This window comes from Streptomyces sp. AcH 505 (assembly GCF_000818175.1).
Taxonomy (GTDB): domain Bacteria; phylum Actinomycetota; class Actinomycetes; order Streptomycetales; family Streptomycetaceae; genus Streptomyces.
In genome coordinates this window covers 158,769-181,354 of record NZ_JTIY01000002.1, presented here as the reverse complement: position 1 = coordinate 181,354, position 22,586 = coordinate 158,769, and the positions used below count along the sequence as shown (strand labels likewise).

Annotated in this window: 15 protein-coding genes; 9 read left to right on the top strand and 6 right to left on the bottom strand. The window is 72.2% G+C overall.

Translation table 11 applies throughout. The annotated features are described in order from the left end of the window. The first annotated feature begins 56 nt into the window (after positions 1 to 56). On the top strand, positions 57 to 986 hold the full coding sequence (locus tag HY68_RS30930) for a hypothetical protein (protein WP_041998049.1): 930 nt from the start codon (positions 57 to 59) through the stop codon (positions 984 to 986). 44 nt (positions 987 to 1,030) lie between these two features. Here the strand turns inward: HY68_RS30930 and HY68_RS30925 are convergent, their stop codons facing one another. Next, on the bottom strand, positions 1,031 to 2,080 hold the full coding sequence (locus HY68_RS30925; protein WP_041998048.1) for a lactonase family protein: 1,050 nt from the start codon (positions 2,078 to 2,080) through the stop codon (positions 1,031 to 1,033). Positions 2,081 to 2,178: 98 nt separating this feature from the next. On the opposite strand from HY68_RS30925, the gene HY68_RS30920 reads away from it, so the two are divergent. Beyond that, complete coding sequence (locus HY68_RS30920) at positions 2,179 to 2,880, top strand: HAD family phosphatase (RefSeq protein WP_041998046.1); 702 nt, start codon at positions 2,179 to 2,181, stop codon at positions 2,878 to 2,880. 55 nt (positions 2,881 to 2,935) lie between these two features. On the opposite strand, the gene HY68_RS30915 is transcribed toward HY68_RS30920, so the two are convergent. Continuing rightward, on the bottom strand, positions 2,936 to 5,155 hold the full coding sequence (locus HY68_RS30915; protein ID WP_042000277.1) for an NADP-dependent isocitrate dehydrogenase: 2,220 nt from the start codon (positions 5,153 to 5,155) through the stop codon (positions 2,936 to 2,938). Between the two features lie 166 nt (positions 5,156 to 5,321). Next, a complete protein-coding gene (locus tag HY68_RS30910; protein WP_241778814.1) occupies positions 5,322 to 8,450 on the bottom strand; it encodes a GH92 family glycosyl hydrolase in 3,129 nt (1,042 codons plus the stop codon). Positions 8,451 to 8,670: 220 nt separating this feature from the next. On the opposite strand from HY68_RS30910, the gene HY68_RS30905 reads away from it, so the two are divergent. Beyond that, positions 8,671 to 9,957: a geranylgeranyl reductase family protein gene (locus HY68_RS30905; RefSeq protein ID WP_041998044.1), complete on the top strand. Its 1,287-nt coding sequence runs from the start codon at positions 8,671 to 8,673 to the stop codon at positions 9,955 to 9,957. An 8-nt stretch (positions 9,958 to 9,965) separates the two neighbouring features. Here the strand turns inward: HY68_RS30905 and HY68_RS30900 are convergent, their stop codons facing one another. Beyond that, positions 9,966 to 10,937 carry an oxygenase MpaB family protein gene (locus HY68_RS30900; RefSeq protein WP_078864028.1) on the bottom strand — a complete coding sequence of 324 codons (972 nt, stop codon included), beginning with the start codon at positions 10,935 to 10,937 and terminating at the stop codon, positions 9,966 to 9,968. A 103-nt stretch (positions 10,938 to 11,040) separates the two neighbouring features. Here HY68_RS30900 and HY68_RS30895 point away from each other — a divergent pair, with 103 nt between their 5' ends. Next, entirely contained in the window at positions 11,041 to 12,804 is a 1,764-nt protein-coding gene (locus tag HY68_RS30895; protein WP_042000269.1) for an MOSC and FAD-binding oxidoreductase domain-containing protein, read from the top strand. A gap of 49 nt (positions 12,805 to 12,853) precedes the next feature. On the opposite strand, the gene HY68_RS30890 is transcribed toward HY68_RS30895, so the two are convergent. Then, positions 12,854 to 13,450 (bottom strand): GNAT family N-acetyltransferase, encoded by a 597-nt coding sequence (locus tag HY68_RS30890; protein ID WP_041998042.1) that lies wholly within the window; start codon positions 13,448 to 13,450, stop codon positions 12,854 to 12,856. 204 nt (positions 13,451 to 13,654) lie between these two features. Here HY68_RS30890 and HY68_RS30885 point away from each other — a divergent pair, with 204 nt between their 5' ends. After that, positions 13,655 to 14,125 carry a TrkA C-terminal domain-containing protein gene (locus HY68_RS30885; RefSeq protein WP_041998041.1) on the top strand — a complete coding sequence of 157 codons (471 nt, stop codon included), beginning with the start codon at positions 13,655 to 13,657 and terminating at the stop codon, positions 14,123 to 14,125. A gap of 2 nt (positions 14,126 to 14,127) precedes the next feature. Next, entirely contained in the window at positions 14,128 to 15,444 is a 1,317-nt protein-coding gene (locus HY68_RS30880; RefSeq protein ID WP_041998039.1) for a cation:proton antiporter, read from the top strand. A gap of 30 nt (positions 15,445 to 15,474) precedes the next feature. Here the strand turns inward: HY68_RS30880 and HY68_RS30875 are convergent, their stop codons facing one another. Then, on the bottom strand, positions 15,475 to 16,548 hold the full coding sequence (locus tag HY68_RS30875; RefSeq protein ID WP_041998036.1) for a helix-turn-helix domain-containing protein: 1,074 nt from the start codon (positions 16,546 to 16,548) through the stop codon (positions 15,475 to 15,477). A gap of 325 nt (positions 16,549 to 16,873) precedes the next feature. On the opposite strand from HY68_RS30875, the gene HY68_RS30870 reads away from it, so the two are divergent. The 3 genes from HY68_RS30870 to HY68_RS30860 form a co-directional block, all read left to right on the top strand. Further along, complete coding sequence (locus HY68_RS30870; RefSeq protein WP_041998034.1) at positions 16,874 to 17,521, top strand: hypothetical protein; 648 nt, start codon at positions 16,874 to 16,876, stop codon at positions 17,519 to 17,521. A gap of 82 nt (positions 17,522 to 17,603) precedes the next feature. Beyond that, on the top strand, positions 17,604 to 19,622 hold the full coding sequence (locus HY68_RS30865) for a hypothetical protein (protein ID WP_041998032.1): 2,019 nt from the start codon (positions 17,604 to 17,606) through the stop codon (positions 19,620 to 19,622). After that, positions 19,622 to 22,586: DNA repair ATPase (locus HY68_RS30860; RefSeq protein WP_041998030.1), on the top strand; the 2,965-nt coding region annotated here is incomplete at its 3' end. The genes HY68_RS30865 and HY68_RS30860, both read left to right, overlap by 1 nt.

Below are 22,586 nucleotides of genomic sequence, written 5' to 3'. Positions count from 1 at the left end.
CGCGTCTGCCCCCTCCCCGAACAGTCGCACCCACAAAACCAGTAGCATTCTGGGTCATGAGCACCCCCACTGGGCCCGCACCCGGCCTGCCTGTACGAATGCCGCGACCCCGCCAGTCGGGGCGCCACCGCCGCCCGGAGCCCGTGGCCGCGCCCGAAGGCGCGCCCACCCTGGTCCTCGCGGTTCCCGGCACACCCTCGGCCGCCGTCCGTGGTCTCGCCGAAGAGGTCGTCTCCATCGCCCGCTCCGAGCTGCCCGGCCTTGAGGCCAGGATCGGCTATCTGGAGGGCGACAGCGCCGACGACGCCGAGTTCCCCGCGCTGCACGTCATCGTGGCGCGTACGGCCACGCAGCGTGTCGAACGCTACGAGCTGGCGAAGGCGGCCGGCCGTGAGGTCGCGGAGCCCGAGGGTCCGGCCGCTGTCGTGGTGCCGCTGCTCGCGGGTCCCGAAGGTGACCTGATCAGCCGGATAGAGCAGGCCGTCGCCGACAGCGGGGCGGGCGCCGAGCTGACCGACGTCCTCGGTCCGCACCCGCTGCTCGCCGAGGCGCTGCACGTCAGGCTCTCGGAGGTGGGTCTCGCCCGCGCCGACCGCGCACGGCTGTTCACGGTCACCACGGCGGCCGACGGCATCATCCTCGCCACGGTGGGGGGCGAGGAGGCGGTCGACACCGCGGGGATCACGGGGATGCTGCTGGCGGCCAGGCTCGCCGTACCGGTGATGGCAGCGGCGCTCGACGTGCCGGGCTCCGTCAGCTCCATCGCCGAGCAGCTGCGCGGCGCCGGTTCGAACCAGCTCGCGCTCGCGCCGTACCTGATCGGCCCCGAGCTGTCCGAGGGGCTGCTCGACGCCGCGCTCAAGGAGGCCGACTGCGCGGCAGCCGAACCGCTGGGCGCTTATCCGGCGATCGGCAAGCTCGTGCTGTCGAAGTACGCGACGGTACTGGGCATCGCCCAGCAGCCGCAGGGCTCCCCGGCGCTCTGAGCGGCGGCGCGGACCGCGGGTGTCCCGCGGTCCGCCGCTCGGCCTCAGCCGAAGATCACGCAGGAGGCGGCGGGGGCCTCGAAGGAGCCGGCGCGGGCCGGGATGCCGGTCACCGGGTCGATGTCGAACCAGGTCACGTCGCCGGAGTGCTCATTCGCGACGTACAGGCGGCGGCCGGTCGGGTCCAGCGTGAGATCGCGCGGCCAGCGGCCGCCGCAGCCGACCGTGGTGACCAGCTCGGCCTTCTCGTAGCTCTCGTCGAGCGCGAGTACGGCGATGCTGTCGTGGCCCCGGTTGGCGGCCCAGACGAACCGTCCGTCCCGCGAGACGGCCACCCCCGAGGCGAAGCTCTCCGACTGCTCGCCCGCGGGCAGCAGCGGCGCCTCGCCGAGCGGTTCGAGCCGCCCCACGACCGCGTCCCAGCGGCAGACGGTGAGGGTCGGTTCGAGTTCGTTCAGCAGATACGCGTGGCCGCCCGCCGGATGGAAGGCGAGATGGCGCGGTCCTGACCCGGGGCGCAGCGGCGTCTCGCTGTGCGCGGTCAGCTCCCCCGTCCCGGGGTCGAGGGCGCAGACCCGCACCGAGTCGGTGCCGAGGTCGACGCTCACCACCCAGCGTCCGCCCGGATCGGCGAGCACCTGGTGGGCGTGGGGTTCGCGCTGCCGCTCGGGGTGGGGTCCCGCGCCTTCGTGCCGGAACACGGCGGACGGGGCCAGCAGTCCGCCGTCGGCGGCGACGGGCAGCACACTGACGCTGCCTGAGCCGTAGTTGGCCGTCAGCAGATGACCGCCGACCAGCGTGAGGTGGGTGGGGCCCGCCCCTTCGACCCGCACCCGCTGTCCCAGCGGCCGGAGCCCGCCGGTCCCTGCGAGCACCTCGAACGCCGCCGCGCCGCCGTCCTGCGTCTCGGAGACGGCGTAGAGCACGGACCCGTCCGGGGTGAGCGTGAGGAAGGACGGATCGGCCACCGCGTCGCTCGCGCCGCGTTCGGTGAGCGCACCGCTCCCGCCCGCCACGTCCACGGCGATGACGCCGCGGCCTCCCGCCAAGGTGAACGATCCGACGAAGGCCCGCCCGGCACTGCTGACGCTCACGGTGTGTCCCCTCTTCGACGCGACGATGCCCGGGCGACGGTAGCAGGGCGGACGGCGCCGACGAGCGGGCCGGTACCGGGGCTTGACATGCTGAGGGCATGAGCACTTCGGGCACGTCACAGCCTCCGGCGGTCATCTTCGATCTTGACGGGACACTCGTCGACAGCGAGCCGAACTACTACGAGGCGGGCCGCCGGCTGCTGGCCCGGCACGGGGTGCCTGACTTCAGCTGGGAGCAGCACAGCCGGTACATCGGGATCAGTACCCGCGAGACGCTGGAGGCGCTGCGCGCCGAGTACGGCATCGACGTACCGGTCGACGAGCTGCTGGCCGACAAGAACGAGCTGTATCTGGAGCTGGTGCGGAAGTCGACCGAGGTGTTCCCCGAGATGCGGGCGTTCGTGGAGCTGCTGCACGCGGCGGGTGCGCCGCTGGCGGTGGCGTCGGGTTCCTCCGGCGCCGCCATCGAGGCGGCGCTCGGCCGTACCGGCCTCGACCGGTACTTCGCGACGACGGTGTCGGCGGAGGAGGTCGCGCACGGCAAGCCGGCGCCCGACGTCTTCCTGGAGGCGGCGCGGCGGCTGGGCGCCGCGCCCGGCGCGTGTGTGGTGCTGGAGGACGCGGCGCCGGGGGTGGAGGCGGCGCACGCCGCGGGGATGCGCTGCGTCGCGGTCCCGTACGTGCCGGGCGCGGCGGCCGATCCCGCGTTCCGCACGGCCGGGCTGATCTTCCCCGGCGGTCAGGCCGAGTTCAGCGCGGCAGCCGCCTACCGGTGGGTCGTCGGGACCGAGGCAGGCTGAGAGCCCCGGTCCCGCCGGGGTGCGGGACCGGGGCTCTCACGCGCGCTCTGCCAGGTCAGCCGAGGGTGGCGATGGCCTGGTTGAACGTCGCCGAGGGGCGCATCACGGCGGACGCCTTGGCGTCGTCCGGACGGTAGTAGCTGCCGATGTCGGCGGGCTTGCCCTGGACGGCGATCAGCTCGTCCACGATCGTCTGCTCCTGGTCGCCCAGCGTCTTGGCCAGGGCGGCGAACGCCCCGGCGAGCTCGGCGTCCTCGGTCTGCGCCGCCAGCTCACGCGCCCAGTAGAGGGCCAGGTAGAAGTGGCTGCCACGGTTGTCGATACCGCCGACCTTGCGGCTGGGCGACTTGTTCTCGTCCAGGAACGTGCCGGTCGCGCGGTCGAGCGTGTCGGCGAGGATCTGGGCGCGTGCGTTGCCCGTGCTCGTCGCGAGGTGCTCGAAGCTGACGGCGAGGGCCAGGAACTCGCCCAGGCTGTCCCAGCGGAGGTAGTTCTCCTTGACGAGCTGCTGGACGTGCTTGGGGGCCGAGCCGCCGGCGCCGGTCTCGAACAGTCCGCCGCCGTTGATGAGCGGGACGACCGAGAGCATCTTGGCGCTCGTGCCGAGCTCCAGGATCGGGAACAGGTCGGTCAGGTAGTCACGCAGCACGTTGCCGGTGACGGAGATGGTGTCCTCGCCCCTGCGGATGCGCTCCAGTGAGTACGCGATGGCGTCCTCGGGCTTGCGGATCTCGATGAGCAGCCCGTCCGTGTCGTGCTCCGGCAGGTACTTCTCGACCTTGGCGATGAGGTTCGCGTCGTGCGCGCGCCCCTCGTCCAGCCAGAACACCGCCGGGTTGCCGGTGGCGCGGGCGCGGGTGACGGCGAGCTTGACCCAGTCCTGGATCGGCACGTCCTTGGTCTGGCACATGCGCCACACGTCCCCGGCGCTCACCACGTGTTCGAGGACGACCTTGCCGGTGGCGTCGGTGACCCGCACCGTGCCGGTGGTGGGGATCTCGAAGGTCTTGTCGTGGCTGCCGTACTCCTCGGCGGCCTGCGCCATCAGACCGACGTTGGCGACCGAGCCCATCGTGGCGGGGTCGAAGGCGCCGTGGGCGCGGCAGTCGTCGATGGTGACCTGGTAGATGCCCGCGTAGCTGCTGTCGGGAATGACGGCGAGGGTGTCGGCCTCGTTGCCGTCCGGGCCCCACATGTGTCCCGAGGTGCGGATCATGGCCGGCATGGAGGCGTCGACGATGACGTCGCTCGGCACGTGCAGGTTGGTGATGCCGCGGTCCGAGTCGACCATCGCGAGGGCCGGGCCTTCGGCCAGCTCGGCGTCGAAGGACTCCTTGATCTTGGCACCGTCCGGCAGGGCCGCCAGGCCCTTGAGGATGCCGCCGAGGCCGTCGTTCGGGCTGAGACCCGCGGCGGCGAGCGCCTGGCCGTGCTCGGCGAACGTCTTCGGGAAGAAGGCGCGTACCGCGTGGCCGAAGATGATCGGGTCGGAGACCTTCATCATGGTGGCCTTCAGGTGCACCGAGAACAGCACGTTCTCGGCCTTGGCGCGGGCGACCTGCGCGGTGAGGAACTCACGCAGCGCGGCGACCCGCATCACCGTCGCGTCCACGACCTCGCCCGCGAGCACGGGCACCGACTCGCGCAGCGTGGTGGTGCTGCCGTCGTCGCCGGCCAGCTCGATGCGCAGGGTGCCGTCCTCGGCGATGACCGTGGACTTCTCGGTGGAGCGGAAGTCGTCGCCGCTCATGTGCGCGACGTTGGTCTTCGACTCGGGTGTCCAGGCGCCCATGCGGTGCGGGTGCGCCTTGGCGTAGTTCTTGACGGACGCGGGGGCGCGGCGGTCGGAGTTGCCCTCGCGCAGCACCGGGTTGACGGCGCTGCCCTTGACCTTGTCGTAGCGCGCCCGTACGTCCTTGTCCTCGTCGGTCTTCGGGTCGTCCGGGTAGTCGGGCAGCGCGTAGCCCAGCTGCTGCAGCTCCGCGACGGCGGCCTTGAGCTGCGGGATCGAGGCCGAGATGTTCGGCAGCTTGATGATGTTCGCGCCGGGCGTCTTGGCCAGCTCGCCCAGCTCGGCGAGCGCGTCCTCGACCCGCTGGCCCTCTTCCAGGTACTCGGGGAAGCCGGCGATGATCCGCCCGGACAGCGAGATGTCGCGGCTCTCCACGGTGACCCCGGCCGTCGAGGCGTACGCCTCGACCACAGGCAAGAACGAATACGTCGCCAGGGCCGGGGCCTCGTCGGTTCGCGTATAGATGATGGTCGAGTCAGTCACCGGTACTCCGCTCCACGTCTGCGTCTGCGACATTGCTTGATATCAAGATATGCCGTCGGCGATCGGTGTCACGTAGTCGGGGGCGGGTCAAAGCCACGGGTGCGGGGTGCCGGGTGCCGGGTGTCCGCGTGGACACCCGGCACCCGTGGCCGGTGAAAGCGGTCGGTCAGTTGTCGGCGGGGCAGAGGTGGAGGGCGAGGACGTTGTCTCCGGAGACGGAGACATGGACGCTGCCGATGGTTCCCGTGTCGCCGTTGTTGGCGAGGCGGAAGTCGGTACCGGCGTTCTCGCCGTTGTGGAACGCCGCGTCGTCCAGGGTGAACGTCGCGGTCTTCCAGGTGTCGGTGCCGGTCTTGGCGACCGGGGTCGCCTGCTGGTAGGCGTCGGTCGTGGAGTCGTACTGCATGCCCCAGCTGCCGGTGCCGTGGTCGTAGTACTCGATCGTCACGGTCGCCGTGTAGTGACCGCCGGGGACGATGGTGTTGTCGACGTCGAAGTACTGGAACGGTGAGCCGTCCGTGGTGGAGCGGCCCTCCCGGCCGCCCACGGTGACCGGCGTGGTGTGCCCGTCGCCGTTGTCGCGCAGCCGGAGCCCGCATTCGGTGTCGGTGGCGCCCAGGGTGTCGCAGGCGGTCGCGGCGCCGTCGGCGGCCGGTACGGTCACCACGACGGCGCCGCCGGGCAGGGTCGTGCCCGCTGCCGTACGGAAGGTCACCTTGACCGGGTGGTAGCCGGACGGGGTGTCCTCGGCGACCTTGATCGTGACCGGTACGTGGGCGGTCGGCGCGCGGCCGAGGTCCAGCGTGCCGGACGACGGGCTGACGGTGACGCCCGCGACGTCGGAGGCCGCCGTCCAGCGGACCTTGCCCGCGTGCCCGGCGAGCGTGGCGGCGCCGACGGTGGCCGGCAGGCTCGTACCGCCGGGGGTCACCTGGGTGCCGGTCGGGGTGAGGTAGCCGACGGCCGGGACCTCACCGGTCCGGTACGACGGCGGCGCGGCCTTCGCGCCGGTGGCCCAGTGGGTGTCGGGCCGGGTGGAGAGGCTGAAGTCGAGGTCGCCACCGCGCGTCGCGAGCGAGGCGGGCAGGGCGGTCGACTCGAACTGCCTGCCGTTCAGCCGCATGTCGGTGATGTAGGGCGCGTCGTCGGCCGCGGCCGGGGCGTCGATGGTGATCTTCTTGCCGGTGCCCAGGCTGATCACGGCCCGCTTGAACAGGGGGCTGTTGAGCGCGAGGGTCGGGGTGCCGGGGGTCGCCGGCATCATGCCGAGCGCCGCCCACACGTACTCGGACGACAGCGCGCCGTTGTCGTCGTTGCCCGGCAGACCGTCGGGCTCCGTCGTGAACAGCTCGGTCTCGAAGCGCCGGGTGACCTCCTGGGTCTTCCACGGCTGGCCGACGTAGTCGTACGCCCAGGGCGCCGTGGTGTCGATCTCGTTGCCCGCCCAGTCGTACGGCTCGTTTCCGCCGGCGTTGAGCTTGCCGAAGAACTCGTCCAGGCGCGGGATCACCTTGTCCTTGCCGCCCATCGCGGCCACCAGGCCCGCCATGTCCTGCTGGACCGACCAGTTGTACTGGGCGGCGTTGCCCTCGTCGTAGCCGTCCTGGCCGAAGGCACCGGCCGGCGGTGTCTGGAAGCCGGGGCCCGCGGGGAACGCGCCGTTGTCGTCGCGCGGGCGCAGATAGCCGGTCGCCGGGTCGTAGATGTTCTGCCAGTTGTTGCCGCGCTTCGCGTACTCGGCCTGCGTCCTGTGATCGCCGACGGAGGCGGCGAGCTGGGAGATGGCGAAGTCGTCGGTGGCCCATTCCAGGGTCTCCGAGGCGCCCTGGAGACCGTGGTCCCCTTGCGAGTCGGCGTTGTTGGGCGCGTAGCCGAGGCGTACGTAGTCCTCGACACCGGGCCGCTCGACCCAGCCCCAGCCGACGCTCTCCGAGCGCGTCGCGCCCTTCTTCATGATGGGCAGCGCGTCACGGACGTTGACACCGCGGGCGCCGAACGCCACGTACTGGGCGAACAGCGGTACGCCGTTGTCGCCGTTCATCACGTTGCCGGTCATGTTCTGCGAGGGCCACTTCGGCCACCAGCCGCCCTGCTGCTGGGCGTCGCGCAGCAGCGAGTTGGCCATGTCGCCGGTCCGCTGCGGGTAGAGCATCGTCTGCAGCGGCGCGTGCGAGCGGTAGATGTCCCAGTCGGAGAAGTGCGCGTACTGGGTGTGCCCCTTCGGCACCCGGTGGATCGCGTTGTCGAAGCCGATGTACCGGCCGTCCACGTCGTTGAAGACGCTCGGCGACTGCAGCGAGCGGTACAACGAGGTGTAGAAGGTGGTCAGTTCGTCGGGCCTGGCACCGCCCACGTCGACCTTCAGCAGCGCGTCACGCCAGGCGGCGCGGGTCTTGGCCTGCACCCGTCCGACGTCCCAGCCGGGTATCTCGGAGGCCAGGTTCTTCGCGGCGCCCGCCGTACTCACGTACGACATACCGACCTTGGCGGTCACGGACGCGTCGCCGGAGGTGTCGAAGGTCAGGTAAGCGCCGGAGCCCGGCCCTGTGGCGCCGGAGGAACCCGGCGTGACCTTGCCGTCCTGCCAGGTGCCGTGCGCGGTGAACGGGCGGTCGAAGGTGATGTCGAAGTACATCGTGTACTTGCTGTTGTTGCACAGCCCGTGCGGGGTGGTGGTGCCCGACAGCTCGTGGTCGTTGACCACCCGCACGTCGGCCGCCAGGTCGCCGCCGAGGCTGGTGCCCGACTTGACCAGCACCTGCGCCTGACTGCCCGCCGGGTAGCGGAAGGAGGCGATACCGGTCCGCTCGGTGGCGCCCAACTGCGCCCGCACCTTCGAGTCGGCCAGCTCGACGGCGTACGAACCGGCCGCCGCGTGCTCGTCGTCGTGCGAGAAGTGCTCGGTCCTGGCAGCGGGGTTGTCCCCGACCGCTCCGGTGACCGGCAGGATCGGGATGTCGCCGAACGAGGAGCAGCCGCCGGAGAAGTGGTCGAGGCTGAAGCCCTTGATCTGGTCGTCGTCGTACGAGTAACCGGTGGGCCCCGACGTGGTGTCGGGGCTGAACTGCATCATCCCGAACGGCGCCGTCACCCCGGGGAAGGTGTTCTCCCAGTCGACGCCCTTCCGGGTACCGATCATCGGGTCGACGTAATCCGTCGGGTCCGACACCAGTTTGACGTGTTCCGCCCGCGCCGGGGAGTCGGCGACCGCCGCCGTGGGGACGGCCGTCGCGCAGGCCGCCAGCACCACCGCCGCGATTCCGAGTCTGCTCCATCTGCCGCTTGGTCGATGCACCGTGGAGACCTTCCTCTGCCCGCCTGCCGCCTCGTCCGGCGCGCCTGCCGCGTGCCGCGAAACGCTTTCGTGACATCGTTGTCACATTCAGCGGCAGTCTCGTCCCGTCGTGATCGTCCGTCAAGAACCCGGGTCGGGTGATGATGGAGCGGGCCGCCGGACCGAGCGCGGTGCGGGCCGTACCGAACGCGGCGCAGGCCGGACCGGAAGGGGATTCCCGATGCGGGAGACGAAGTCGGGCGAAGACGCCCAGGTGATAGTGGTGGGCGCGGGCCCTGCGGGCTCGTCCGCCGCCTTCCACCTCGCCGAGGCGGGCGTGGACGTCCTGCTGCTGGAGAAGGCCGACTTCCCCCGGGAGAAGGTGTGCGGTGACGGACTGACACCGCGCGCGGTGCACCAGCTCGTCAGGATGGGCATCGACATCGAGGCGCCGGGGTGGATGCGCTCGCGCGGGATGCGCTGGGTGGCGGGTGAGCGCCAGGTGCACATCGACTGGCCGGACCTCGGGCGCTATCCCAGCTTCGGACTGTCCCGCAGCAGGCACGACTTCGACGACATCCTGGCGCGCCACGCGGTCGCCGCCGGGGCGCGGCTGCGTAACGGCGTGAAGGTGACGGCGCCGGTCACCGACCGGGCGGGACGCGTCACCGGCGTCACCGCCGTGTCGGGGTCGGGGGAACCGGTGGTCCACCGCGCGCCGATCGTCGTCGCCGCCGACGGGGCGTCAGCCAGGATCGCTCTCGCCATGGGGCTCGACCGGGACAAGGGCAAACTGATCGCGACGGCCGCGCGGCGCTACTACCGCAGCCCCGAGCGCTCCCAGGAGGAGTATCTGGAGCTCTGGGCCGATCTTCGCTTCCCCGGCGGTGAGCACTTCCTGCCCGGGTACGGCTGGATCTTCCCGATGGGCGACGGCCGCGTCAACGTGGGGCTCGGCGCTGTGCCGCACCGCACCCACGGCAGCGCCGACCTGCGGAAGGTACTGGACGAATGGCTCGCCCGTACCCCGGAGGAGTGGGGGCTGCGCGAGGAGAACGCCGAGGGTCCGGTGCGCAGCGCCGCGCTGCCGCTCGGCTTCAACCGGCACCCCCTGTACACCAACGGGCTGCTGCTGGTCGGGGATTCGGGCGGCATGATCAGCCCGTGGAACGGTGAGGGCATAGGCCAGGCCATGGAGGCCGGTGAGGTGGCGGCGGAGAAGGCGGCGCTCGCGCTGTCCCGGCCGGACGGGGCGGCGCGCGAGCGGGTGCTGCACAGCTACCCGGAGGAGATGAACCGCCGCCTGGGCCGCTACTACCGGCTGGGCAACGCGGCGGCCGATCTGGTCTTCAGCAGGTCCGGCTTCCAGCCGATCCTCAACCGCTACGTCATGGGCTCGCCGTTCCTGGTCAACACGCTGGCCCGGCTGCTGGCCAATCTCACCGACACCCCCTCGCGCGATGTGATCGACCATGTGCTGAACACGGCGGTCCGGCTGGTGCCCGCGCCCCGGGTACGGCGCGGCTGACGCGCGTTTCAGGAGTGGGCGGGGCCTTCGCCGGGTCGGTCGGGCGTCGGGGGGTCGGAAGCGGGGCGGTCCGGAGCGGCCCGGTCGGGAGTCGGGTGGTCGGACGGGGGCCGGTCGGACGGGGGCCGGGCCATCGCCCAGCGGATCGTCCTGACCAGGCCGTGGCCCGCGACGCGTACGCCCGTCTCCTCGACGCCCGGCAGATACGGCAGCCTCAGCAGCCGGCGCGCCCACATGGGCAGCAGGGAGACCGCGTTGGCGGCGAGCACGGCGTACGGCGGGCGCGCCGGCCACGGCAGCGGCGGGCTCAGCAGCAGGAAGCGCGCGGCGTCCCGCGCCTGCGGTGTGGCGCGCAACTCGGGCCGGTAGTCGGCCAGCCGCCGGGCCAGCTCGGCCTGGTCGCGCGGCGGGTCGACGGCGCCGAGCGCGGTCGCGACGCGTGCGGTGTCGGCGACGTACCCGTCGTACTCGTCGGAGGTCAACCGCTGCGAGCCGAACCGTTTGTGGGCGCGCAGGAAGCTGTCGACCTCGGCGATGTGCACCCAGGTCAGCAGATGCGGATCGGCCGCGTGGTAGGGCTCACCGTCCGGTGTGCGTCCGCGTACCCGCTCGTGCACGTCCCGTACCCGGTCGACGGCGCGCTGCGCGTCGTCCGCCGTGCCGAACGTCGTCACGGCGAGGAAGGTGCTGGTGCGCTGGAGCCTGCCCCAAGGGTCGCCCCGGTAGCCGGAGTGGCCCGCGACCGCGGCCATCGCCAGCGGGTGCAGCGACTGCAGCAGCAGCGCCCTGAGCCCGCCGACGAACATGGAGGCGTCGCCGTGGACGGCGCGTACGGGCCGGTCGGGACCGAACCACCGCTCCCCCGGAGCGTCGTGGAACCGGCTGCGGTTCGCCGGGCCTTCCGGTCCCGCGACCCGCTCGAACAGACTGCTGCCGATCCGCTCCCGCACCGCGGCCATGCCGGGTATGTACAGCTCCATCCCTCCAGTATCCGCCCGGTCCTGCCCGGCCGGACGGACGCGCGTCACAGCGGGAGACGTCCTAGGCTCGGAGAAGGGGCCGTCGAGGGGTGAGGTGGGCAGCGTGGCCAGGCTGGTATCCGTCAACGTCGGCCTCCCCCAGGACGTGACATGGCAGGGCAGGACGGTACACACGGGCATCTGGAAGACCCCGGTCACCGGGCCCCGGATGGTGCGCAGGCTGAACGTCGAAGGGGACGGGCAGGGCGATCTGGCCGGGCACGGGGGCGAGATCCGGGCCGTCATGGTCTACCAGCTCGACTCCTACCGCCACTGGGAGCGGGAGTTGGGGCGCGACGACTTCACCCACGGGCAGTTCGGGGAGAACTTCACCGTGGAGGGGCTGCCCGACGACGAGGTGTGTGTCGGCGACCGGTACCGGATCGGGGACGCGCTCTTCGAGGTGACCCAGCCCCGGGTGACCTGCTACCGGGTGGGGATGCGGATGCGGGAGCCCCGTATGCCGTCCCTGCTGGTGTCGCACCGGCGGCCGGGCTTCTACCTCCGGGTCCTCACCGAGGGCGAGGTGGAGGCGGGACAGGAGATCGTCAAGGTCGCGGAGGGTCCTGGCGGGATGACCGTCGCCGAGGTCGACGGGCTGCTGTATCTGCCCGGCCACCCGCGCGAGCGGGTACGGCGGGCGCTGAGGATCGGGGCGCTCAGCCCCGGCTGGCGCGGCTCGTTCGAGACGATGCTGGCGGAGCCGGCCGGGAAGGGCGAGACGGCCGGGACGGACGGCACCACCGGCCCCGGTGGCGGTCCCGCGTGGCCGGGCTTCCGGCCGCTGACGGTGACCGGGATCGAGGAGGAGAGCCGCAGTGTGCTCTCCCTGTGGCTGGCCGCCGACGACGGCGCGCCGCTGCCCGCGGCCGCGCCCGGCCAGTATCTGACCGTACGCCTGGACGCGGGCCCGGAGGGACCGGCGCTGGTGCGCAGCTACTCCCTCTCCGGCCGCCCCGGCGCCGACCGGTATCGCATCAGCGTCAAGCAGGAGCCGCACGGCGCCGCCAGCACCCGGCTGCACACCCGGGTGCGGGTCGGCGACCGGCTCCTCTCGGCCGCGCCGCGCGGCGACTTCACCCTGGCGCCAGGACCCGGGCCGGTGGTCCTGGCCTCGGCGGGCGTGGGCGCGACTCCGCTGCTCGCGATGTTGCGCTCGCTCGCCGACACGGCGCCGGACCGGCGGGTCTGGTGGCTGCACGGCGCACGCGACGGCGCCGACCATGCCTTCGCCAAGGAGACCCGGCAGCTGCTCGAAGGGCTGCCCGGCAGCCGTACCGTCATCTGCTACAGCCACCCGCGCCCCGAGGACCTGCGGAACGGGGACGGCCACACCGAGGCCGGGCGGCTGACGTCCGCGCTGGTGGCCCGGCTGGGGCTGCCCGCCGAAGCCGACGCCTATCTGTGCGGTCCCACCGCCTTCATGGACGATCTGACCGGCGCGCTGACCGGAGCGGGCCTCGACCCCGACAGCATCCACACGGAGGTCTTCGGGGCAGGCCCGGCCCTCACCCCCGGTATCGCCCCGGCCGCCGCGCGCCCGCCGCACGCGCCCCGGGGCGACCCGGGGACGGGCCCGGCGGTGACCTTCGTCCGCAGCGGGCTCACGGTCCCCTGGAAACCGGAGTACGGCACGCTGCTGGAGCTGGCCGAGGCGTGCGACGTGCCGGTGCGCTGGTCGTGCCGTACCGGGGTGTGCCACACCTGCGTGACCGGCCTGCTGTCGGGTGAGGTCGGCTACGACCCCGAGCCGATCGAGCCGCCCGCCGAGGGCGACGCCCTGATCTGCTGCTCCCGTCCCCGCGAGGACACCGTCCTCGATCTGTGAGCGCCGGGCCCGGACACATCTCCGCCACCCCCGCCGTTTCCGCCGCGCGCTACGCCGGGGGCGGCGCCGTGAGGCCCGTGGTGTCGAGGTCGCCCTTGCGCAGCCGGTAGACCTGGAGTTGGAGTCCGTAGTACTTGTCGGTCTCGCCCACCCACTCCATGCCGACCCGGCGCGCCGTGGCGGCGCCGCGTTCGTTGCGGGGGCGGACCACGGCGAACAGCTCGTCGATCCCGGCGGGCGACTCGAACGCCTGGTGCGCGACGGCGTGGCCGGCCTCGGCCGCGTAGCCCTGCCCCCACATCTCCGGGGCCAACTGCCAGCCGATCTCCAGATCCCCGCCGTGCGGCGGCAGGGGCAGCAGCGCCACGCCGCCGATCAGTTCGCCGCTCTCGCGCAGTTCGACGGCCCACCGCCCCTGCGGTGTCTCCAGGGTGCCGGCCTCGGCGACCCACCGGTCGAGGAGCGCCCGCATGGCTGCCGCGTCGGGCACCCGTTCCATCGCGGGTGCGAGCCAGCGCGACACGTCGTCCGAGCCGTAGACGCGCAGCGCTCCTTCGATGTCGTCAGGGTGCCACGGGCGGAGGTTCAGCCGCGGACTGATGATCCGGGCCCCTTCGACGACCACGCGGTGAGTTCGCTCGACCATGTCCGCGACGATACGACAGAACCCCGGAGATCACCCCGCCGCGTCGGCCGCCCCGGCGCCCGCCGCGGCTCCCGACGAAACCGGATGATCACTTCGGGCATAAAGCCCGGCCACATGGTCGCTATAAGGTAATGGGCGGATAAAGAGATCACCAAGTGCGGCATGGCGCGACCCCGCCGTGGCGCACCGCTCGGGAGGAAAGCCATGGGAACCCGTCACACGTCGCTGCCCGGAGTCGGCGCGCAGTACGACTTCACCACCGAGTCCGGCCGGCACATCTCGGTGGTGGTGCACAACGACGGGCGACGGTTCCTCGGGTTCTACCAGCACGACGATCCCGACGCCTGCCAGCTCTCCGTACCGCTGACGCCCGAAGAGGCCACCGCGCTCGCGCACCTCATCGACCCCGCGCCCATCGACGCCGTACGCACCGACGGCATCGACCTGGTGACCGAACACATACCGCTCGGCACCCGCTCCCCCTACGGCGGCCGGCTGCTCGGTGACACCCGGGCCAGGACCAGGACGGGCGCCTCCATCGTCGCCGTACTGCGCACACACAGCGCGCATCCCTCGCCGGGCCCCGACTTCCGGCTGGCCATCGGGGACACGCTCGTCGCCGTGGGTACGCGCGAGGGCGTCGACGCCCTCTCCGACATCATCGCGGGGGGCTGACCGTGCACGACACGACCGCACTCCTGGTGGAGCTGGGCTCCGTCATCCTCGGACTCGGCATCATCGGCCGGTTCGCCGGGCGGATCGGGCTCTCGCCGATCCCGCTCTATCTGCTCGCCGGGCTCGCGTTCGGGCACGGCGGGCTGCTGCCCCTCGGCGCGAGTGAGGAGTTCACCGCCGTCGGCGCCGAGATCGGCGTGATCCTGCTGCTGCTCCTGCTCGGTCTCGAATACAGCGCCTCCGAACTCGTCACGAGCCTCAAGACGCAATACCCGTCCGGCGCCGTCGACTTCGTCCTGAACGCCACGCCGGGCGCCGTCGCGGCGCTGCTGCTCGGCTGGGGTCCGGTGGGCGCCGTCGCGCTCGCCGGGGTCACCTGGATCTCGTCGTCCGGAGTGATCGCCAAGGTGATGGCCGACCTGGGCCGGCTCGGCAACCGCGAAACGCCCGTCGTGCTCGGGGTCCTGGTCATCGAGGACCTGGCGATGGCCGTGTACCTCCCGCTGCTCACCGCCATGCTCGCCGGGGTCGGTCTCGCGGGCGGCAGTGTGGCGCTGGTGATCGCGCTCGGCGCCGTGGGGCTCGTGCTCTACGTGGCGCTGCGGCACGGGCGGCTGATCAGCAGGGCGGTGTCGTCCGACAACCCGGAGATGCTGCTGCTCGTGGTCCTCGGGCTCACGGTCCTGGTCGCCGGTGTGGCCCAGCAGTTGCAGGTCTCGGCGGCCGTCGGGGCGTTCCTCGTCGGGATCGCGCTGTCCGGGGAGGTCGCCGAGGGCGCCCGCAAGCTGCTGACCCCGCTGCGCGACCTGTTCGCCGCGGTGTTCTTCGTGTTCTTCGGACTCTCCACCGACCCGGCGGCCATTCCGCCCGTCCTGCTGCCCGCGGCGCTGCTGGCGGTCGTCTCGGTGGTCACCAAGATCCTCACCGGCTGGTACGCGGCGCGGCGCGCCGGTATCGGCTCGCCGGGACGCTGGCGGGCCGGCGGCACGCTCGTGGCGCGCGGCGAGTTCTCGATCGTGATCGCGGGGCTCGCCGTCGCGACCGAGCCGCGCATCGGCCCCATCGCCACGGCGTACGTGCTGATCCTGGTGGTCCTCGGTCCGCTCACCGCCCGCTGGACGCAGCCGGCCGTCACCCGGATCCAGTCCCTGGTCGTCGGCAGACGGAACCGGGCTCCCGTACCGCCGGCCGACGCTTCCGGCACTCCCGGCACTCCCGAGGCTCCGGAAGCTCCGGAGCCGTCGATGCCGACGCACGACGACCTCACGCCCGAGCCCGCCGGACCACCCGCCGGACCTTCCGGCGAACCGCAGCGGTAGGCCGTCGCCCGGCGGGGCCCGCCCGGCGCGTCACAGCTCCTTGGCGGGCCAGTCCAGCAGCCGGGCGCCGATCACCGCCGTCTGAAGCGTGTAGCGGTGCATCGGGTCGGCCGGGTCGGAGCCGGTCAGCTGGTGCACCCGCTCCAGCCGGTACGTCAGCGCCCGTACGCTCAGCGCCAGCCGCCGCGCGGTCTCGGCCGCCACACAGCCGGCGTCGAAGTAGACGGCGAGGGTGTTCAGCAACGGCTCGGCGCCGCCCCTGGCCTCGCGGAGCGGGCCCAGCTCGCTGCGGACCAGATCGGCCATCGCCTGCCGGTCCCGGGTCAGGACCGGATACACCATCAGATCGGCGGAGCGCAGCACGGGATCGTCGATTCCCATCCGGCGCGCCAGGTCGAGGGCGTCCAGCGCTTCGTCGTACGAGTGGACGACGCCCCCCGGGCCTTTGTGCGCCCGGCCGATCGCGACCTGGCCGCCCTCCGTCGCCGCGTGGGACTGCTTGGCGAAGTAGGTCAGCACATCGGGCTGGCTGGCGGGCGCGATACACACCAGCCGTCCGTCCTTGGTCGTGAGCAGGATCTTCCGGCCGCTGAAGCGGGACAGCAGCGCCGCCTCGACGCTGCGGGGCACCGCGTCGGTCTCCGAGTACGCCTCGGGTCCGGCGGCCACGGCGACGGCGTGGGCGCGCGAGAGGCGCAGTCCGAAGCGGGTGGCGCGTTCGGCGAGCCGGCCCAGGTCACTGCGTCCGTAGAGCAGGTCGTCGATGAACTCACGCCGGGCCGCCTCCTCGCGGCGCACGGTCAGCCGCTGGGCGCGCTCGAAGCCTTCGGCGAAGGCGTCGACCGTCTGCTCGACGGCGGCCAGCACGGAATCGGCGGTCGCCGCCGGGTCGGCGACGGCCGCCTGCGGCCAGCAGGCCCGGGTCTCCGACAGATAGAGCCGCACCAGCGCACGCAGTTGGTGCCCGGCGTCGGCAGCCTCCCGGCCGAGCGCCCGGAACGTCTCCAACTCGTCGCGGGTGAGGCGGCGTCCGGCGGCTGCCACCTCGCGCAGAATACGGACGTAGTCCCCCAGCAGGGCCTGGGGGATCTCCGGCTCCGGCACACGTACTCCTCGGGAATCAAGGGATCTCGACACTTCGTCAACGCGCGGAGACGGATGCCGGTGCCCGGCATCAAGAGCGCATAAAGATTGCCGGAATCCGGCAATGCGCCGAACCGGCCCCCGATGACACGATCAGTGCGGCAAAGCACGGGGGACGAACGGGGGGCAAGCGGGGGACACGGGGGAAACCGAGGGGGATACGGGGCACGGGGGACCATCCGGGTCGCGCGGCGGCACAGTCCGCAGCCGGCCCGGACCCCGGGCTCTGCCTCCGGGAACCTGCCGGAATCTCACGCTCGCGCTCCGCCGAGACGGGGGCGGACCGATGACGGAATTCCTTTCAGCGACGCTCGGCTTCCCCGCTGTTCTCTTCAGCTCCGCCCTGGTCGTCGTGGTCTGCTTCTGGCTGCTCGTGCTGGCCGGGGCCGCCGACCACCACGCCTTCGACGCCGACCTGGAGGCCGAGGCGATCGGGTTCGGCGGGGTGCCGGTCGCCGTCTCCGCTTCGCTCTTCCTGGTCGTCGCCTGGTTCACCAGTCTGACCGGCTCGGTCCTGCTGCGCCGCAGCGCGCTGTCCAGCGGCACGAAGGCCTGCCTCGCCGCCGCCGTACTGGCCGCCGCCCTGGTCGTCGGCTGGGCCGTCGTACGGCTGCTCGTACGCCACTTGCGCCGGTACGCCGCCGAACCGCCGCCGTCCAGGCGGGACTTCGTCGGGCAGGTCTGCGCCGTCCGCACCGGCTCCGTCACCACCGACTTCGGACAGGCCGAAGTGGCCGCGCCCGACGGGTCGACGGCAATCGTGCAGGTCCGGCTCGCCGGACCGGACACCGGGTATCCGCTCGCCTTCGGCAGCAGCGGACTCCTCTACGCGTACGACGCCGAGGGCGAGTTCTTCTGGGTCGCCCCGTACGACGCGGCGCTCGACCCCGGGCCCCGGGTACGAAAGCCCGGCCTGCCGCGCGACGCCGGCTGACCCCCGCCCCCGCGCCTCTCCCGGGCCCCTTCTGTCTCCGGGCCCCCTTCACCGATCCGCCAACCAGCCTGCAAGGACTGTCATGGATGCCATCTCCTTGGGCATCGGCGTGCTCGTCGCCGTTGTCCTGCTCGTCGCCGTAGCCGCTCTCCTCGTCGTCACCCGGCTGTTCCGCAAGGTCGAGCAGGGCAAGGCGCTGATCATCTCCAAGACGAAAAAGGTCGATGTGACCTTCACCGGCGCCGTCGTCCTGCCCGTGCTGCACAAGGCCGAGACCATGGACATCTCGGTGAAGACCATCGAGATCCGGCGCACCGGCCGCGAGGGGCTGATCTGCCAGGACAACATCCGCGCCGACATCCACATCACGTTCTTCGTCCGGGTCAACAAGACCGTGGAGGACGTCATCAAGGTGGCGCAGGCCATCGGCACCGAGCGGGCCAGCGACAAGATCGCGATCCAGGAGTTCTTCGCAGCGAAGTTCTCCGAGGCGCTGAAGACAGTCGGCAAGCAGCTCGACTTCGTCGATCTCTACACCAAGCGTGAGGAGTTCCGCGACCGGATCATCCGGGTCATCGGCACGGACCTGAACGGCTATCACCTGGACGACGCGGCGATCGACTTCCTTGAGCAGACGCCGATGACGCAGCTCGACGGCGCCAACATCCTGGACGCGCAGGGCATCAGGAAGATCACCGAGCTGACGGCGATCGAGCATGTGAAGACCAACGAGTTCCAGCGCACCGAGGAGAAGGAGATGACCCGGCAGAACGTCGACGCCCGGGAGACCATCCTGGAGCTGGAGCGGCGGCAGTCCGAGGCCGAGATCAAGCAGCGCCGCGAGGTCGAGACGCTGCGGGCGCGTGAGGAGGCCGCGACGGCCCGGGTCCAGGAGGAGGAGCGGCTCGGCTCGCAGAGCGCCTTCATCCGCACCGAGGAGCAGCTCGGCATCCAGCGGGAGAACCAGGCCAGGGAGATCGCCGTCGCGGAGAAGAACCGCGAGCGGGTCATCGCCGTGGAGAACGAGCGCATCGAGAAGGACCGGATGCTGGAGGCCATCGGGCGTGAGCGTGAGACGGAGCTGAACCGGATCGCGGCGACGAAGGAGGTCGAGGCCGAGCGCCGCGAGGTGGCGGACGTGATCAGGGAACGGCTCGCCGTGGACCGTACGGTCGCCGAGCAGGAGGAGTCCATCAAGAAGCTGCGGGTGGTCGAGGAGGCCGAGCGCACCCGCCGGTCGGTGATCATCGCCGCCGAGGCCGAGGCCCAGGAGAAGCTGGTCAAGGACATCAAGGCGGCGGAAGCCGCCGAAGCCGCGGCGACCCATCGGGCTGCCGAGCAACTGACCCTCGCACAGGCACGGTTGACGGCGGCAGACTACGACGCCCAGGCCAAGCAGAAGCTGGCGAAGGGCGTCCAGGCGGAGTCGGCGGCCGTGGGGCTGGCCGGGATCCAGGTCCGGGACGCCGAGGCAGACGTCATCGCCAAGACCGGCCGGGCGGAGGCGGGAGCGGCCTCGGCCAGGCTGAGCGCCGAGGCGGGCGGTCTGACGGAGAAGGCGGCGGCGATGGCGGCGCTCGACGACGCTTCGCGCGGCCACGAGGAGTACCGGCTGCGGCTGGCGGCGGAGAAGGAGATCCGGCTGGCCGGCTTCGATGTGCAGCGGCAGGTCGCCGAGGCGCAGGCGACCATCCTGGCGACCGGTCTGGAGAACGCGGACATCGACATCGTCGGCGGCGACTCCGTCTTCTTCGACCGGCTGGTCTCGTCCGTCTCGCTCGGCAAGGGCATCGACGGGTTCGTGGCCAACTCGCAGACCGCCAGGACGCTCGCGGGTCCGTGGCTGGAGGAGGGATCGCGGTTCGCGGACGATCTGACCCAGGTGCTCGGCTCGCTGTCCACGGGTGACGTGCGGAATCTGACGGTGTCGGCGCTGCTCGGCCGGCTGACGGCGTCCTCCTCAGGACCCGCGTCCGGTCAGCTCCAGCAACTGCTCGAAGCGGCGCGGAAGCTGGGCATCGCCGACACCCCGGTCTCCGCGCTGACCGGCGGCGGCCCGACCGGTGTGCCGGTCTCCTCCAACGGCGCTTCGGTGGCCTGATGACTGACGAAGCCGTGGACGCCGGCGCGTACGGGGTACTGCGCCGCCGGCTCGACGAACAGGCCGGTGAGCTGACCCGGCGCGCCGAGGCCCTCAACGCCCGCAGGGCCGAGGAGTTCGGCTCGACGGAGCTGCGGCTGCTCGCCACCGAGCGGATCACCACCGGGCACCCCTGCGTGCCCCGGGACCTGCTGGCCGTCGGCGGCGATCTGCTCCTCGGGTTCGAACGGGCCCCGGGCGCTACGGGCGAGCCGGCTGTCGGTGACGTACTCACCCTGCGCACACCGGACTTGGCCGAGCTGCCCGAAGGGCGGCGGACCCTGCTCAACGACCCGGCCTTCGTCAGGGAGTTCGCCGGACTGCACCGCTACTTCCGCGAGGCCCGGCTGCGCAGGCTGCGGACGGTCGACGGCAAACTGCTCGCGGTGTTCCGCACCGGCGAGGACGCGGCGGACGTGCGGGTGCTGCGCTGGGCCCAGGAGCCGGACGGCTCCGCCGGCGCCTTCGTCGACGGGCGGGGCGAGCGCGACCATGTCTTTCCCGCGTCGCACGACTTCGTCTGGACGGCGGCCGGCCGCGACACGCACGTACGCGGCCGCCACCCGCACATCGCCATCGGCGCGGGCGGCGGCCTGGCGGTCGACACGCTCGGCGGCACCCTCACCGTGAGGACGGCCCAGGGCGGCCAGGCGCCCGGGAACGTGTACGAGGAGCCGGTCGACGAACCGCTCCAGTCCCTCGCCGACGCCGAGATGGAGTACGCCGAGCTGGGGCCGCTCGTCCTGCTGCGGGTGCGCCCCTACAAGGAGGAGGCCTGGCGCCATCTGGTCGTCAACACCCTGCTCGGTACGGTGCTGCGGATCGACGCCGTCGGACCGTCCTGCCACCGGCTCCCCGAGGACCAGGGAATCATCTTCCCCGGCGGGTACTACCTCACCACCGGCGCCCTCAAGACCTTCGACACCGCAGACGCGCTGGTCGACCCCGTCTTCGAGGGGGCGGTCCGCTCCCCCAACGGCGAGGACGTGCTGTACGTCTTCCGCTCACGCGACGCGAGCCGCGGCCTGCTGCTGCCGTACAACCTGATCCGCCAGGAGGTCGCGACCCCGCTGACGGGACGCGGGCACGCGCTTCTCGACGACGGCACCCTGATCCTGCTCAAGGCGGACCCGGGCGGCGAGGCGCAGCCGGGCCGGGTGCATGTGCTGCAGCGGTGGCGGACCCCCTATGTCTCGGACACCCACGCCGCCGCACGGCCGGCGGGTGGCGGGCCGCTCGCCAGGACCGGCAACGCCGACCTGGTGCGCGGTATCTCGGACTGTCTCGCGCTGGCCGGCGGCGTACGGGAGATGACACCGACGGCGGCCGTGCACCGGCAGTTGGCGGCCGACTGCGTACGCGCAGCCGACCGGCACCATTGGCTGACCGACCCGGAACTCGGCCTGCTCGCGGAGCCGTTGGCGCAGATGCGGGAGACAGCCCGGCAGGCGCTCGCCGAGTTCGACGCGGTCATGGAGCTGACCCGGCAGGCGGCGGACGCCCTCGACGACGCCGAGCGCACGCTGACGGGGCTCGTCCGGTCGGTGCGCGGCGAGACGCCGCGCTCGGCCGCAGGATGGATCGACCGGCTCACCGCACTGCGGCGGGCGCACGGCCGGCTGATGTCGCTCATGGACATGCACCACGCCGACACCGAGCGGATCACCACGCTCGGCGCCCGCGCCGAGGAGGACGTCGCGTGGGCGGCCGGGAGCGCCGTCGAATTCCTCAGCGGTGAGGGCGCGTTCGCCGACTACCACGAGACCGTCGACGCACTGCTGGCCGAGACGGACACACTGACCGGCGTCAGCGACGCCGACGCGCTCGGCGCACGGCTGACGGAACTCACCGAGGCCTTTGCGACCGTCACCGACGTGGTGTCCGGACTCGACATCGCCGACACAACCGTCCGGACGACGGTGCTGGAGCGGATCGCCGACGTACTCGGCGGCGCCAACCGCGTGCGCGCCGCCCTCGAAGCACGGCGCGGGGAGCTGGTGTCCCGGGAGGCGACGGCCGGGTTCGCCGCCGAGTTCGCGCTGCTCGGCCAGGCCGTCACGGGCGCGCTGGCCGCCGCCGGCTCCCCCGCGGCCTGCGACGAACAACTGACCAGGCTGCTGCTGCGCCTTGAGGACCTGGAGTCGCGGTTCGCCGGGTCCGACGACTTCCTCGCCCGGCTGGCCGAGCGCCGCGGTGAGGTGCACGAGGCGTTCGCCACCCGTAAGCAGACCCTCCAGGACGCGCGGGCCGGGCGCGCAGAACGGCTCGCCGACTCGGCGGCCCGGGTGCTGGACAGTGTGCGCCGCCGGCTCGGCTCGCTGCCGGATCCGGCGGCGGTGCACACCTATTTCGCCTCCGACCCGATGGTCGCCAAGGTCCGCCGGATCGCCGACGAACTGCGCGACCTCGGCGACCCGGTGCGCGCCGGCGAACTGGAGGGACGGCTGCGGGAGGCACAACAGGAGGCGGGGCGCGCGCTGCGCGACCGGGGTGAGCTGTACGAGGACGGCGGCGCCACGGTCCGGCTCGGGCGCCACCGGTTCGCCGTGAACACCGAACCGTTCGAGCTGACCCTGGTGCCGCACGGGGACGGACTCGCCTTCGCCCTGACGGGTACGGACTTCAGGGCGCCGGTCACCGACGCGGAGTTCGCGGCGACCCGCCCCTACTGGGAGCAGTCGCTGCCGTCCGAGTCGCCGTCCGTCTACCGCGCCGAGCATCTGGCGGCCCGGCTGCTCGACGAACACGGCGCCGACGCGCTGAGCGGTCTCGCTCCTGCGGAACTGGCCCTGCTCGTAAGGGAGTCGACCGCCGCGAGTTATGACGAGGGGTACCAGCGCGGCGTGCACGACGACGACGCCACCGCCGTCCTGTCGGCGTTGCTCGCGCTGTATCCGGCGGCAGGGCTGCTGCGCTTCCCGCCCG